Genomic DNA, 14,601 nt, shown 5'->3' on the forward strand with positions numbered 1-14,601 from the left:
GGTCGGGGTCGCGCAGGTCGGGGGTGCGCGGGTCGGGGGCGGCGAGGGCGCTCGGATCGAGCGGGGTGTCGGACTCCGCCTCGGGGGCGGAGGTGTCCGGCACCGGCGCGTCGGCCGCGGACGGGTTATGGGCAGGCATCAAAGCCTCCAGAGGGCATGCTGAAACAACGGATGGTGAAGTCGTGGTCCCCGTGTGTCACCCAAGTGGGCTCGCAGCCATACTTCCCCGCAGAAAGCATCACTACAAGCGAGTCTCATCGATGCTGACCGTAAGATGTGCTGATGCTCGAGCTGCGCCGCCTCCGCCTCCTCGCCGAGTTCGCCCGCCGCGGCAGCATCGCCGCGACCGCCGCCGCCCTCGGCTACACGCCCTCGGCGGTCTCCCAGCAGCTCGCCGCGCTCGAACGGGAGGCGCGCGTCCCGCTGCTGGACCGCACCGCCCGCAGCGCCGAGCTCACCGACGCCGGGCGCCGGTTGGCCGCGCGCGCCGAGGAGATCCTGGGGCTGGTCGAGACCGCCGAGGCGGAGCTGTCCGCCGCGTCCGACACCCCCACCGGACGGGTGGTGGTGACCGCCTTCCCGACCGCCGCCGTCGCGTTCGCGCCCGCGCTCGCGCACAGCCTCGGGGAGCACGAGGGGCTGACGTTCGTGCTGCGGCAGACCCGTCCGGTCGACGGCATCCGGCAGGTGCAGAACGGCGAGGTCGACATCGCCCTGATCGACGACTGGACCGGCAACGTCCCCCACCAGTCGCCCGCCGCGCTCGAGTTCTTCCACCTGCGCCGCGACCCGCTCGTGCTGGTCGTCCCCGCCTCCCACCCCCTGTCGGACCCGGACCTGCCCGTCGACCTGCAGCGGCTGCGCGAGGAGCCGTGGATGGCGGCGCCGAGCGGCGAGCCGTCCCGGGACGCCGTCGAGCGGCTGCTGGACACCGTGGGCGGCCACCGGCCGGTGCCGTGGGAGTTCGAGGGGCTGCACACGATCCTCAGCCTCGTGGCGCGCGGCATCGGCGTCACCGCCGTGCCCGCCCTCGCCCTCGCCGCGGGCGACCGCGGCGTCGCCGTCCGCCGGATCCCCGAATGCACGCTGGCGCGCGAGGTGTACGCCGTGACCCGCAGCGCCAGCGTGCGCCGCCCGTCCGTCGCGGTCACGCTCCGCGCCATCTACGCGGCCGCGCGTGACGTCCAGCCGGCGGCGCCCGAGGGGTGACCCCCGGCGCCGGCCGGATTTCCCCGACCGGAGCGCGGTTGCGGGCGTCCCCGCAGGTGGCGCGGGTGTGCTCCGGTGTCTGGGGGGGACACGGTGCGGGACGGCACGCGCGAGTTTTGACCTCGAATCGGCCGGATTCGCGCGGATCATCACGTACGGTGGGGCGAATCGTGACGACATCCGAGACTTTGCACACCGATCGGGGAGCGCAGCGCTCGATGGAACGACCGGCGACCACGCACACGGAGCCGTCCGCGGTGACGGCGCCGTCCGCTCCGGCGGCACCGGCCGAACTCGTACGGCCTCCGCACGCACACCTCGAGGACGCGGTCCTCGCCGAGGCGCGGGCCGCGGAGGCGCGGGCGGACGACGGACGGCACGGGGCGATCGTCCCCGAGCCGGGCGGACCCGCGTCCGCCGAAGCGGCGTCCTCCGGACCGGCGCCCGCGGGGGCCACGGCCGCGCAGGACGAGGACGAGGGGCACCACGTCTTCGAGCTGCCGCGGATCCGTGCCCTCCTCGTGCACGCGCTGCCGCGCTTCTTCGAGGGCGTCATCGCCCCGGTCCTGGTGTTCTACGCCGCGCTCACGCTGCTCGGCCTGAACGGCGCGCTCGTCGCCGCCGTCGCGTGGGTGTACGGCGGCATCGCGTACCGGTACCTGCGCGGCCATCCCGTGTCGGGGATGCTCATGCTGGCCGCGGTCGGCGTGACGGTCCGCGCGGGCCTGTCGGCCGCGACGGGCAGCGCGGTGGTCTACTTCCTCCAGCCGACCCTCGGCACGCTGATCGTCAGCATGTCGTTCCTGGCGTCGGTGCCGCTGGGCAAGCCCCTGGCGATGAAGCTCGCCAAGGACATGGCCCCCATCCCGGAGGCGTTCCTGAAGCACGGCAGAGTGCACCGCTTCTTCTTGAAGATCTCTCTGCTGTGGTCAATGGTCCTGTTCACGAACGTGCTCGTCAGCGTCTGGATGCTGTTCAACCAGTCGATCGGCACGTACCTGTGGCTGCGGACCAGCATCGTCGCCGCGCTTGGCGCGGTCGGCGTCGGCCTCTCGGTGTGGGGGTTCAAGCGGCTCCTGCGCCACATCGACTGGAAGCCCGCGGGCAGCGCCTGAGCCCCGCAGGGGCTTAGCACGTCCCGTCGCCCCGCGTGGGCGGCGGGACGACTTTTTGTCCGGCCCATGACCTGAACTTTCCCGCGTGTAGGCTCGTCTATCTGGCTTAGATAGGTTTGTAGAACACTGAGCCGATCTTGGTGAATGGGGGAGTTTGTGGCTGGCAAGAGGCGGTTGGGTCTCGCGGTGACCGGGGGCGCGGGCGCGGTGGTGATGCTCGCCGCCGGCTGCAGCGGCGACAGCTCCGGTGCGGGGCTCGCGTCCGACGAGACGAAGACCACGGTGACGATCACGCCGGCCAACGGGACGACCCAGGTCAAGCCGGACGGCACGATCGAGGTCAAGGTCGCCGACGGCACGCTCGAGAAGGTCACCGTCCAGGGGCAGGGCGCCCAGATCACCGGCAAGCTGTCCGCGGACCGCACCGCGTGGCGCTCGGACCGGACGTTGAAGCCCGACACGCAGTACACCGTGACGGCCGTGGCCGCCAACGACGGCAAGTCCCAGACCACGACCAGTTCGTTCTCCACGCTCGACCCCGCGCAGACGCTCGAGATCGTCGACGTGACCCCGAACCTGAAGGGCGAGGAGGTCGGCGTCGGCGCGCCGATCATCGTGCGCTTCAACCGCCCGGTGAAGAACCGGGCCGCCGTCGAGAAGGTCCTCGAGGTGACCCCGCAGAAGCCCGTCGAGGGCGCGTGGCGGTGGATCGACGACAAGCAGGTCATCTACCGGACCAAGACGTACTGGGAGCCCCACCAGAAGATCGAGTTCGACGCCGACCTCGCGGGCGTCAACGCGGGCGGCGGCGTCTACGGGGAGGCCGACGAAGAGGCCACCATCACGGTCGGCGCCGAGCAGATCACCAAGGGCGACATCAGCAAGCACCACATGACGGTGTACCGGGACGGGAAGAAGCTCCGCAAGGTCCCGTTCAGCGCCGGCAACGGCACCACCCGGGAGTACACCACCACCAGCGGCGTCCACCTGCTGATGGGCAAGGAGAACCCGGTCACGATGATCTCGCCGGGCCGCAAGCCCGGAGACCCCGGCTACTACAAGACGGTCGTGAACCACGGGGTCCGGTTCTCCAACAGCGGCGAGTACACGCACGCCATGGCGTCCACCGTCGGCGTCCAGGGGAGCGCGAACGTCAGCCACGGCTGCCTCAACCTCAGCCCGAAGAACGCCAAGTGGTACTACGACATCATGCAGCGCGGCGACGTCATCGAGCTGACGGGCAGCGACCGCGACCTCGAGTGGAACAACGGCTGGGGCTACTGGCAGCTGTCGTTCAACGAGTGGAAGGAAGGCAGCGCCCTGCGGTGACCGCCCTGCAGTGACCGCCCTGCGGTGACCGTCCTCCGGTGAACCGGACCCGGGCCCGGCCGTTCCGAACGGCCGGGCCCGGGTCCGTGCAGGCCCCCGCCGTGCAACGCTTTGATCTCGACGGGCGCCGAACGGCCTGGAAGAAGGCATGATCGGCATCTTTTGTCGCTAATGTCTCTCTGGTACGGCGGGGTATCTGGAGGTGGCGGTGCAGCACGTGTCCGCACGGCGAACGCGGCGACGGAGCGGGACCGGTACGGCGGTGGCGGGGGTCGTGATCCTGCTCACCGCCGCCTGTTCGGGAGAAGAGAAGAAGGCCGGCGTCGCCGGCGAGCAGGCCGAGGCGGCCGCGCCGCAGGTGACGATCGCCCCGGGCGACGGCAACACCAAGGCCCTCCCGGAGGCGGGCGTGGTGGTGAAGGCCGCGGGCGGCACGCTCAAGAACGTCACGCTCTCCTGGAAGAACGGCCCGATCACCGACGCCGGGACCATGTCCGCCGACCGGACGAGCTGGAAGTCGCGGACGCTGCGCCCGGACACCGAGTTCCAGGTGTCCGCGGTCGCGGTCTCCCCCGAGGGGAAGACGACGACCGTCAACGCGAGCATCGCCACCCTGGAGGCGAAGCGGACGCTGGAGGTCGCCGACATCATCCCGCGCAAGGGCGAGAAGGTCGGCGTCGGCATGCCGATCACCGTCACGTTCAACCGCGACGTCGACGACAAGAAGGCCGTCGAGCAGGCCCTGCGGATCAAGTCGTCCAAGCCCGCCACCGGCGCCTGGTACTGGGTGAGCGACAAGCAGGTCATCTTCCGCACCAAGAACGGCGACTACTGGAAGCCGAACCAGAAGGTGTCCTTCGAGGCCGACCTCGCCGGCGTGAAGTCGGGCAAGGGCACCTACGGCGCCAAGGACGTCGGCCGCGAGTTCCGCATCGGCGACTCCCACATCCTGAAGATCAGCACGAAGTCGAAGAAGGCCGTCGCGTACGAGAACGGCGAGAAGGTCCGCTCCTGGCCGATCAGCGCGGGCAAGGGCGGCCGGGTGGTCAACGGCGTCGACACCTTCCTCACCACCAGCGGCGTCCACCTGACCATGGGCAAAGAGAACCCGGCGATCATGACGTCCGAGTGGATGGGCGTCGATCCGAAGGACAAGGCGAACGGCGGCTACCGCGAGGTCATCCCGCACGCCGTGCGGATCTCCAACAGCGGCGAGTACGTCCACTCGATGGCCTCCACCGTCTGGGCCCAGGGCCGGCAGAACGTCAGCCACGGCTGCGTCAACTCCCCGCCCAAGGACGCCCGCTGGTTCTACAAGTGGTCCTACCGCGGCGACCCGGTCCTCATCACCGGGAGCAAGCGGAAGCTGGACTGGAACAACGGGTGGAGCTACTACCAGATGTCCTGGGAGAAGTGGGTGAAGGGCAGCGCCCTGAACCGCACCGTGACGACCGGATGATGTTGCGCTGACCCAGAGCGGGTACCAAAGCCGGGAACGCCGTCTGCGAACGGGGACCCGGTGAACGACGAACCGGTGAACGACGAACCGGCGAACGACGAACCGGCGAACGACCGACCGGCGAACGGGCCCGCACGCCCGCTGCCGCTGCGCCGCCGCGTCCGGCGGGGGGCCCACCGCGCGCTCCGCCGGACGGCGCTGCGGGCCGCGCGCCCCCTGCTGCTGCGGCGGCCCCCGCCCCGGGGCGGGCGCCTCCGCGTGCGCATCCTCCTGCAGAACGCCCACGGCACCGGCGGCACCATCCGCACCGTGCTCAACCTGAGCGGCGCCCTCGCCCGCGACCACGACGTCGAGATCGTCAGCGTGCTGCGCGGCACCCCCGAGCCGTTCTTCCCGCTTCCCGACGGCGTCGCGATCACCTACGCCGACGACCGCCTCGGGCCGCGCGGGCGCACCGCCCGGCTTCTGTCCCGGCTGCCGAGCGTCCTCATCCCGAAGGAAGAGGCGTCCTTCAAGTGGATGAACCTCTGGACCGACCTGCGGCTGCTCGCCGCGCTGCGGGCCGCGCCCCCGGACGTCCTCATCGCCACCAGGCCCTCGCTGAACCTGCTCATCGCGGCGCTCTCCCCGCGCGGCGTCACCCTCATCGGGCAGGACCACATGAGCCTCGGCTCCTACAAGCCGCCGCTGCGGCGCGAGATCCTGCGCGACTACCGGCGGCTCGACGTCCTGACCACGCTCACCGAGGCGGCCCGCACCGAGTACGAGGACGCCCTCGCCGGCTCGCCGGTCCGGATCGTCCGCATCCCGAATGCCGTGCCGGACATGCCCGGCGGCCCGTCCCGCCGCACCGACAAGGTCGTCCTGGCCGCCGGGCGGCTCGTCCACAACAAGCGCTTCGACCTGCTCATCGAGGCGTTCGCGCCGGTCGCCGCCGAGCACCCCGACTGGACGCTGCGGATCTTCGGCGCCGGCGCCCGGCGCGCCGCCCTGCGGGACCTGGTCGCCGAGCGCGGCCTCACCGGACGCGTCGAGGTCCGGCCCGCCAGCCGCCGGCTGCCCGCCGAGATGGAGCGCGCCGCGGTCTACGCGCTCACCTCCCGCCGGGAGGGGATGCCGATGGTCGTCATCGAGGCCATGACCAAGGGGCTCGCCGTGGTGTCCACCGACTGCCCGCACGGCCCGCGCGAGATGATCGAGCACGACCGGGACGGACTGCTCGTCCCCGTCGACGACCGCGCGGCCCTCACCGCGGCGCTCCGCCGCCTCATCGCCGACCCCGCGCTCCGCGACCGGCTGGGCGAGCGGGCCCGCGCGTCGGCGCGCGCCTACGAGCCGGCCGGCGTCGCTGCCCGGTGGACCGCGCTGCTCGCCGACCTACACCCCCCGCCGCGGGCTCCCTCGCCGGCCGCCCGCGTCCCGCGCACACGCCTGGACCGCCGCGAGGAGGAACGCGCCCCCGGCCCGTGACGCGGCCGTCGCCCGGCCCCGGGGACCGCGGCGCCGGTTCCGTCACCCGCGTTCGGCGAGGCCGCGGACGAACGCGGCCTGGCCCGCGTGCTGGAGGCAGTCGGAGACGACGCTGACGAGACGGACGCCCAGGGTGACGGGCGGGTCCCAGGCGCGGTCGACGACGGCGGGCAGGTCGGCGTCGGTGAGGCCCGCGACGTACTCGGTCGTCATCGCGTGGACGCTGTCGTGGTAGCCGGTCAGCAGGTCCGGGGAGTCGACGCGGACGGACGCGACCTCGTCGGGGCCGTGGCCGAAGCCGGTGTCGGACGGGTCGAGCGGCAGCGCGAAGCGGTCGGCCCAGCCGTCGGACGTCCAGCGCTGGGCGGTGCCGGCGACGTCGGCGACGTGGTCGTCCTGGACGCGGGTCAGGTGCCACAGCAGCCAGGCGATCGAGTTCGCCTCCGGGTCGGCGCGGAACGCGAGCAGCTCGGGCGTGAGGCCGTCCGCGGCGGCGTGGACCTCTTCGCGGATCCGGTCGAAGGCGTCGGTGAGCAGTTCGGCACTGGTCATTGACCCGAGCCTAGTGCGGGGACGCGGCGATTTCAGGCCCCCGGGACCCGAATGCGGGCGATCCGCTCGATACTGAGCGTAACGGGATCGATTCTTGGTGTGTCGATGACCGGTGAGGGGGAGGGGCCGCGCGGCGCCACGGACACGGCGCGCGCCCGGAGGGTGCTCGCGGGCGCGCCGCCGCCGCGCGGAGTGACCCGCCCCCGCCCCCCGGCGGGGCGGGGGCGGGCCGCCGGTCCTACCCGCGGACGCCGTAGAGGTGCTCGAGGGCGAGCTGGTCGAGGCGCTCGTGCGCCGCGCCGCGGACCGCGAGGGCTTCGATGTCGGGGGAGGCGTCGCGGACGGACCGCCAGTCCTCGCCCTCGTCGAGGGTCGGCCGGGCCAGCTCGTCCAGCCGCGCGTCCCGCAGCGCCTCCTGCACGTCGGGGTCGGCGCGGAACGCGCGCGCCTTCTCCCGCAGGATCAGCCAGTTGCGCATGCACGCCGCCGCCGACTCCCACACGCCCGCGTCGTCCTCGGTCCGCGGCGGCTTGAAGTCGAAATGGATGGGGCCGTCGTAGTCGCTCTGCTCGATCAGGTCGACCACCCAGAACGCGCCGCGCACGTTCCCGGCGCCGAACCGCAGGTCCTGGTCGTAGCGGGGGCCGTGCTGCCCGTTCAGGTCGATGTGGAACAGCTTGCCCTGCCACAGCGCCTGCGCCAGGCCGTGCGCGTAGTTCAGGCCCGCCATCTCCTCGTGCCCGACCTCCGGGTTCAGGCCGACCGTCTCCGGGCGCTCCAGCTCCTGGATGAACGCGAGCGCGTGCCCGATCGTCGGGAGCAGGATGTCGCCGCGCGGCTCGTTCGGCTTCGGCTCGATCGCGAACCGGATGTCGTACCCCTGGTCGGCCACGTAGGCGCCGAGGACGTCGAACGCCTCCTTGTAGCGGTCCAGGGCGGCCCGGACGTCCTTGGCCGCGCCCGACTCGGCGCCTTCCCGGCCGCCCCAGCACACGTAGGTGCGGGCGCCCAGCTCGGCGGCCAGGTCCAGGTTGTCCATCACCTTGCGCAGCGCGAACCGGCGGACGTCCCGGTCGTTGGAGGTGAACGCGCCGTCCTTGAAGACCGGGTGGCCGAACAGGTTGGTCGTGGCGGTGGTGACGACGAGGCCCGTCTCGTCCAGCGCCTTGCGGAACGCGTCGATCTTCTGCTGCCGCTCGGCGGGCGAGGCGTCGAAGTCGAACACGTCGTTGTCGTGGAAGTTCACGCCGTACGCGCCGATCTCGGCGAGCTTGCGGACGGCCCGGTCGGCGGCCATCGGCGGCCGGGTGCCCGGCCCGAACACGTCCACGCCCTGCCAGCCGACCGTCCAGATGCCGAACGAGAACCGGTCCTCGGGAACCGGGGTGTAGTCGCTCATGTCGTCCCTCCTTACTCGGCCGCCGTACCCAGCGCCGGGGCGGTGTCGCGCAGCGCGGCGTAGCGCGCGCGGACGGCCGCCTCGACGCGGTCGGCGGTGTACTCGGTGGCGGCCGGCGGCGGCCAGTCCGGCGGTTCGGGCGTCCCGGCCAGCGCCCACGCGGCCTGCCGGGCGGCGCCGAGCGCCACGTACTCGGCGGGGTCGGGCACGGTGACGGGCGTGCCGAGGATCGCGGGGGCCAGCCGGCGGACGGCCTCGGCGCGCGCGCCGCCGCCGATCAGCAGGGTGCGGCGCGGCCGGACGCCCTGGGCCGCGAGGTGGTCGACGGCGTCGGCGAGCGAGCACAGCAGCGCCTCCACCGCCGCCCGCGCCATGTTCTCCCGGGTGGCGTTCACCGTGGTGAGCCCGGTGAGGACGCCCGTCGCGTCTGGGCGGTCGGGGGTGCGCTCGCCGTCCAGGTAGGGCAGCAGCGTCAGCCCGCCCGCGCCCGGCTCGGCGGCGAGGGCCAGCGCCGACAGCTCGTCCAGCGTCGCGCCGGTGAGGCGGGCGGCGGCCTCCGGGATCCGGGCGGCGTTCAGCGTGCAGACCAGCGGCAGGAACCGGCCGGTCGCGTCGGCGAAGCCCGCGACCAGGCCGGACGGGTCGGCGGCGGGGGCGTCCGCGACCGCGAACGCCGTCCCGGACGTCCCGACCGACAGCACGACGTCGCCGGGCCGCAGTCCGAGGCCGAGGGCCGCGCCCATGTTGTCGCCCGTGCCGGCGCCGAGCGCCGCGCCCCAGGACGTCGTCCCGACCCGCTCGCCGGGGCCCGCCACCCGCGGCGGCTCGGCGTCGCGGCCGAGCGCGGCGCGCAGGACGTCCGGCAGGTAGGCGCCCTCGGCGGGCGACCAGTAGCCGGTGCCGGACGCGTCGCCGCGGTCGGTGACCGGGCCGTCGGAGCCGAGCCGCAGCGTCAGCCAGTCGTGGGGGAGCAGCACCCGCTCGGTGCGACGCGCGTTCTCCGGTTCGTGCTCGGCCATCCAGCGCAGCTTGGTCACCGTGAACGACGCGACGGGCACGCTGCCCGTCCGCTCCGCCCACACCCGCGCGCCGCCGAGTTCGTCCACGAGCGCGCGCGCCTGCGGGGCGGAGCGGGTGTCGTTCCACAGCAGGGCGGGCCGGACCGCCTCGCCGCCGGCGTCGAGCGCGACCATGCCGTGCTGCTGCGCGGCGACGGCCACGGCGTCCGCCCGCTCGAGCAGGGGGCGCAGCCGCGACAGCGCGTCCCACCAGCGGTCCGGGTGGCATTCGGTGCCGTCGGGATGCGGCGCCGACGCCGTGTCGACCACGGTGCCGTCGGACGTGCGGCACAGCACGACCTTCGTCGACTGCGTCGAGGAGTCGACGCCCGCGACCAGCCCCTCGGCCATCCGGACCCCTTTTCGTCAACGATGTGGACTTAAGTAACGTAGCAGCCGACCCGGCACCTGCCTATAGCCGCGACTGAATTAGGGTGCGTCCATGACGAACTCCGGGAACGTCCCCGTCCGGCACGCCACGATGCGCGTCCGGAACCTCGCCGTCGTCCTGGAGCACATCGCCCGGCACCAGCCCGTCACCCGGGCCCGCCTCGCCGAGCTGACCGGGTTCACCAAGACCACGGTGTCCAACCTCGTCGGGATCCTGGACGGCGCCGGCCTCGTCGTCGACGGCGCGCCCGTCCACGAGGGCGAGCGCGGCCGCCCCGGCGTGGCCGTGTCGCTGCGCGGCGACGGCGCCGCCGGGCTCGGGCTGGAGGTGGGCGTCGACCACCTGTCCGCGTGCGTCCTGGACCTGGCCCGCCGGGTCCGCTACCGGCACGTCGTCACCGGCGACAACCGCGGCCGGGAACCCGCCGCCGTCCTCGCCGCGCTCGCCGGGCTCGCGGACGAGGCCGCCGCCGCGGCCGCCGGGCAGGGCCTCACCGTGGCAGGCGCCGCCGTCGCGCTGCCCGGTCTGCTCGACCGCGAGAACGGCGTCGTCCGGCACGCCCCGAACCTGGGCTGGACGGACGTGCCGGTGACCGGCGCGCTCGCCGGGCTGCGCGCCGAGTACGACAACGAGGCCAACCTCGCGGCGCTCGGGGAGCTGTGGTTCGGCGGCGGCGCCCGCCTCGGCGACTTCGTCCACGTCTCCGGCGAGATCGGCATCGGCGCCGGCATCGTCGTGGACGGCCGCGTCTTCCGCGGCGCGCACGGCTTCGCCGGGGAGCTCGGCCACCTCGTCGCCGAGCCGTCCGGCCCGCCCTGCCCCTGCGGCGGCCGCGGCTGCCTGGAGCAGGTCGCCGGGCGGGACGCCCTGCTGCGCGCCGCCGGGATCCCCGCGGGCGGCGCGCCGCTCGACGCCCTCGCCGCCCGGCTGGCCGCCGGCGACGGGACGGCGTCCGCCGCCGCGGCCCGCGCGGGCCGCGCCCTCGGCGGCGCGCTCGCCGCCGCCGTCAACCTCCTCGACCCGGACACGATCGTGCTGGGCGGCGTCTACCCGCCGCTCGCCGACTGGATCGTCCCGCCGCTGCGCGACGCCCTCGCCGCGGGGCCGGGGTCCCTGCGCCGCGCCGTGCCGCCCGTCGAGGTGTCCGCGCTCGCCGACGGGGCCGCCGTCCTCGGCGCCGCCGGCCTGGTCATCGAGCGGCTCCTCGCCGACCCCGCGCCGCTCCTGCCCTGACCGCCCGGCCGGGCGGTCAGGTATCGACCCGCCTGGCGACGAACGACGCGATCAGCCGCCCCGCCGCCGGCACCTCCAGCGGCACCAGCGACGTGGCGGGGTGGGCCCGCCGCCGCGCGCCGCCCTCGATCGCCCGGACGATCGCCCGCGCGGCCGACTCGGGGCTCACCGGCGGCGGCGTCCGGACGGGCCCGTTCCGCCACGGCAGGAGGTCGACGTCCCGGGTGGCGGTGTCGGTGGCGCCCGGGACGACCTCCAGCACGCGGACGCCCGTGCCGCGCAGCTCGTTGCGCAGCGTCCGGGTGGCGTGCCCCAGCGCCGCCTTGGCCGCGCCGTAGTACCCGAGCGTGGGGATCGGGACGGACTGCAGCGTGGACGTGACGTTCACGACGAGCCCCCCGCCTCCGCCGTCGCGCAGGGCGGGCAGCACCGCGCGGGTCAGCGCGATCGGCGACCAGAAGTTCGTCTCGAACAGCGCGCGCGCCGCCTCGCCGTCGCCCAGCTCCGCCTGCGTCCCCACCAGTCCGGCGCCCGCGTTGTTCACCAGCACCTGGACGGACCCGAGCGCGGCGACCGCCTCCCGCCCGAGCTCCGCGGCGGCGCCCGCCCGCGACAGGTCGGCCCCGAACACCAGCGGCCGCGTCCCGCCGCGGGCGGCGATCTCGTCCGCCGCAGACTCCAGCTCGTCCCGCCTGCGCGCCGCGATCGCCAGCCGGGCGCCCCCCCCGCCAGCGCGAACGCCAGGGCCCGGCCGATGCCGCTGGACGCGCCGGTGAGCAGGATCGGCGTCCCCGTCAGGTCCATGTACCGCCTCCCGAAGTTGACTGATTATCAGTCAACTGCGAACCTAGGCGCGTTCCCGCCGCCGCGTCAACACCGGAGGAGCCGCCGATGACCGGGCCCGACCGCCGCGCGCTGCTCGTCGACGCCGCCGCCGAGCTGTTCACCGAGCGCGCGTACGACGAGGTCACCACCAGCGAGATCGCGCGCCGCGCCGGTGTCGCGTACGGGCTCATCGCGCACCATTTCGGCAACAAGCGCGGCCTCTACCTGGCGACGATCCGCGCCGCCGCCGACCGGCTCCGCACGGTCCACGAGTCCCTGCCGGCGGACGGCGCGCCGGCCGAGCGGCTGCGCGGCGCGCTCGACCGGCACATCGCCTTCATGGAGGACAACGCCGCCGGGTTCCTCGCCCTCATGCGCGGCGGCAACGGGTCCGACCCCGAGGTGCGCGCGATCATCGAGGACCTGCGCTGGCAGGGCGCGCGGCGGCTGCTCGACGCCCTCGGCGTCGCCGACCCCCCGCGGCCGGCGCTGCGCACCGCGATGCGCGGCTGGGTGGCGCTCCTCGACGAGATCATCGCCGACCGCCTGCGGCACCGCGACGTGCCGCGCGCGACGCTCGTCGCGACGGCGTCCGCGACCCTCGTCGCCGCGCTGCGCGCCGCCCGCGCCGCCGACCCGGACGGCGGCCCCGACCCCGGACTCGTCGACCTGCTGCAGTGACCGGACGCCCCGCGTGATCGGCCGCGACCACAGGGTGAACCGGCGCGAGCACACTGCGTTCCGTGAGAGGATCCCTCTCCCGGGACGAGCGGAGACGACATGAGCGACGAGAGGCGGGGGACGCCCGCGGACGTCGACCTGACGACACCGAACACGGCACGGATCTACGACTACCTCCTCGGCGGCAAGGACAACTACGCCGCCGACCGCGAGGTCGCCGAGCAGTTGCTGGGCGTCATCCCCGAGGCGCGGACGGCGGCCCGGGAGAACCACGCGTTCATCGGCCGCGCCGTCCGCCACCTCGCGGGCGAGGGCGTCCGCCAGTTCATCGACATCGGCACCAAGCTGCCCGCCCGCGGCAACGTCCACGAGGTCGCCGCCGAGGTCGCGCCGGACGCCGCCGTGGTGTTCGCCGACGGCGACCCCGTCGTCCTCGCGCACGCGCGCGCCCTGCTGGCGGGCCGCCCCGGCGCGGGCCGCACCGCCGTCGTCCGGTGCGATCCGCGGCGGCCCGCGGCGGTCTTCGACGACCCGGCCGTCCGCGCCCTCATCGACGTCGACCGCCCGGTCGCGTGCATCCTCGACCGCGTCCTGCACTTCATCGACGACGACGCCGAGGCCGCGAAGGCCGTCGGCGCCGTGCACGACGCGCTCCCGCCCGGCGGGCACCTGGTGTTCACGCACATCACCCAGGACCCCGAACCCGAGTCCGGCGGGAACGTCGGCAAGGTGTTCCAGCCCACCGACGGCCACTTCTGGGGGCGCTCGCGCGCCCGCATCCTCGACATCGTCGGCTGCTTCGAGCTCGTCGAGCCCGGCCTGACCTACACGCCGCAGTGGCGTCCCGACGCGGGCGCACCGGCCGGCGACACGCCCGAGCGGACGTTCACCCTGGCCGGTGTCGGCCGCCGCCGTCCCTGAGCGCGGCGCGGCGGCCGCTCACCGTGCGTCCCGCGACCGGAGCGCGGTCGTCCTCGGGCGGCGGCGCGGGCGCCGCGGGCTCGCGGGGCCGGCGTTGCGTGCACGCGACTCCGGCGGAGGCCGCCGACACGCAGGCGACGGCGAGCCACGCCGCCGGGCCCAGGCGTTCGCCCAGCAGGACGAGCCCCGCCAGCGCGGCGGCCGCCGGTTCGAGGCTCACCATGACCGCGGCGGCCTGCTCCGGCATGCGCCGCAGCGCGGCCCGGTCCAGCGACCACGGGACGACCGCCGACAGCAGCGCGACGCCCAGGCCGGCCGCGAGCACGCCCGGCCGGAGCACGGCGCCCTCCGCGAGCGGCGCCAGCGGCAGGACGAGCAGCGCCGCGACCGCGACGCCCCAGGCCAGCGGGGCACCGGCGAGCGCGCCCGCGCGCCGGGTCAGCACCAGGTAGGCCGCCATGCAGGCGCCCGCCCCCAGCGCCAGCGCCGCCCCGGACGGGGAGACCGGATCGCCGAACGGTCGGTAGATCAGCAGCACGCCCGTCCCGGCGAGCGCCGCCCACAGCAGGTCGAGGGGGCGCCGGGCCCGGACGAGCGCGAGCGTCAGCGGCCCGAGGAACTGCAGGGTGGACGCGACCCCGACGGGCAGCCGCTCCAGCGCCGGATAGATGAGGTGCATGCCCGCGATGGCGACGCCGAGCGCCGCGACCGTGCCGCGCGCCGCGCGGTCCGGCGCCCGCGGGCGGCGCAGGAGCAGCAGGACGAGCGCCGCGAACCCCAGCCGCAGGACGATCACGCCCGCCGTCCCCGCGACCGCGAACATCGCCTTGCCGCACGCCAGCCCCACCTGGACGGTCACGACGCTGCCCAGCAGCAGGACCGGGCCCGGCACCTCGGGTCTGTTCACCATGCCGCCAGTCTCGGAAGCCGCGACCGTCCGGGTCCATCGAATGCTTCTG

Annotated in this window: 13 protein-coding genes; 8 read left to right on the top strand and 5 right to left on the bottom strand. The window is 74.6% G+C overall.

The features are described 5' to 3' along the window. The first annotated feature begins 282 nt into the window (after positions 1-282). The 5 genes from DMH08_RS14240 (at position 283) to DMH08_RS14260 (ending at position 6,582) form a co-directional block, all read left to right on the top strand. Positions 283-1,209, top strand: coding sequence for a LysR family transcriptional regulator (locus DMH08_RS14240; protein ID WP_026406265.1), 927 nt, complete (start codon positions 283-285; stop codon positions 1,207-1,209). A 218-nt stretch (positions 1,210-1,427) separates the two neighbouring features. Beyond that, positions 1,428-2,324, top strand: coding sequence for a VC0807 family protein (locus DMH08_RS14245; RefSeq protein ID WP_233617585.1), 897 nt, complete (start codon positions 1,428-1,430; stop codon positions 2,322-2,324). 186 nt (positions 2,325-2,510) lie between these two features. Beyond that, entirely contained in the window at positions 2,511-3,653 is a 1,143-nt protein-coding gene (locus tag DMH08_RS14250) for a L,D-transpeptidase (protein WP_233617586.1), read from the top strand. Positions 3,654-3,915: 262 nt separating this feature from the next. After that, entirely contained in the window at positions 3,916-5,112 is a 1,197-nt protein-coding gene (locus tag DMH08_RS14255) for a L,D-transpeptidase (protein WP_026406262.1), read from the top strand. Positions 5,113-5,172: 60 nt separating this feature from the next. Beyond that, positions 5,173-6,582: a glycosyltransferase family 4 protein gene (locus tag DMH08_RS14260; protein WP_233617587.1), complete on the top strand. Its 1,410-nt coding sequence runs from the start codon at positions 5,173-5,175 to the stop codon at positions 6,580-6,582. A 42-nt stretch (positions 6,583-6,624) separates the two neighbouring features. On the opposite strand, the gene DMH08_RS14265 is transcribed toward DMH08_RS14260, so the two are convergent. The 3 genes from DMH08_RS14265 to xylB all read right to left on the bottom strand — a co-directional run bounded on the left by DMH08_RS14265 (position 6,625) and on the right by xylB (position 9,942). Then, a complete protein-coding gene (locus DMH08_RS14265) occupies positions 6,625-7,134 on the bottom strand; it encodes a mycothiol transferase (RefSeq protein WP_026406261.1) in 510 nt (169 codons plus the stop codon). A gap of 238 nt (positions 7,135-7,372) precedes the next feature. Then, positions 7,373-8,533: a xylose isomerase gene (xylA, locus tag DMH08_RS14270; protein WP_026406260.1), complete on the bottom strand. Its 1,161-nt coding sequence runs from the start codon at positions 8,531-8,533 to the stop codon at positions 7,373-7,375. An 11-nt stretch (positions 8,534-8,544) separates the two neighbouring features. Further along, positions 8,545-9,942: a xylulokinase gene (gene xylB / locus DMH08_RS14275; RefSeq protein ID WP_034521898.1), complete on the bottom strand. Its 1,398-nt coding sequence runs from the start codon at positions 9,940-9,942 to the stop codon at positions 8,545-8,547. A 91-nt stretch (positions 9,943-10,033) separates the two neighbouring features. On the opposite strand from xylB, the gene DMH08_RS14280 reads away from it, so the two are divergent. After that, a complete protein-coding gene (locus DMH08_RS14280) occupies positions 10,034-11,215 on the top strand; it encodes an ROK family transcriptional regulator (RefSeq protein WP_026406258.1) in 1,182 nt (393 codons plus the stop codon). 16 nt (positions 11,216-11,231) lie between these two features. Here the strand turns inward: DMH08_RS14280 and DMH08_RS14285 are convergent, their stop codons facing one another. Beyond that, complete coding sequence (locus DMH08_RS14285) at positions 11,232-12,050, bottom strand: SDR family NAD(P)-dependent oxidoreductase (RefSeq protein WP_199747787.1); 819 nt, start codon at positions 12,048-12,050, stop codon at positions 11,232-11,234. 56 nt (positions 12,051-12,106) lie between these two features. Between DMH08_RS14285 and DMH08_RS14290 the strand changes: the two genes are divergently transcribed. Together DMH08_RS14290 and DMH08_RS14295 are read left to right on the top strand one after the other, a co-directional pair. Further along, the gene (locus DMH08_RS14290; protein ID WP_026406256.1) at positions 12,107-12,721 is read left to right on the top strand and encodes a TetR/AcrR family transcriptional regulator; all 615 of its coding nucleotides are present in this window, start codon (positions 12,107-12,109) and stop codon (positions 12,719-12,721) included. Between the two features lie 99 nt (positions 12,722-12,820). Continuing rightward, the gene (locus tag DMH08_RS14295) at positions 12,821-13,642 is read left to right on the top strand and encodes an SAM-dependent methyltransferase (protein ID WP_026406255.1); all 822 of its coding nucleotides are present in this window, start codon (positions 12,821-12,823) and stop codon (positions 13,640-13,642) included. Here the strand turns inward: DMH08_RS14295 and DMH08_RS14300 are convergent. Beyond that, positions 13,608-14,552: an EamA family transporter gene (locus tag DMH08_RS14300; protein WP_199747786.1), complete on the bottom strand. Its 945-nt coding sequence runs from the start codon at positions 14,550-14,552 to the stop codon at positions 13,608-13,610. The genes DMH08_RS14295 and DMH08_RS14300 overlap by 35 nt on opposite strands. Positions 14,553-14,601 lie beyond the last annotated feature (49 nt).

The organism is Actinomadura sp. WAC 06369 (genome assembly GCF_003947565.1).
GTDB classification, from domain to species: Bacteria; Actinomycetota; Actinomycetes; order Streptosporangiales; family Streptosporangiaceae; genus Spirillospora; species Spirillospora rifamycini.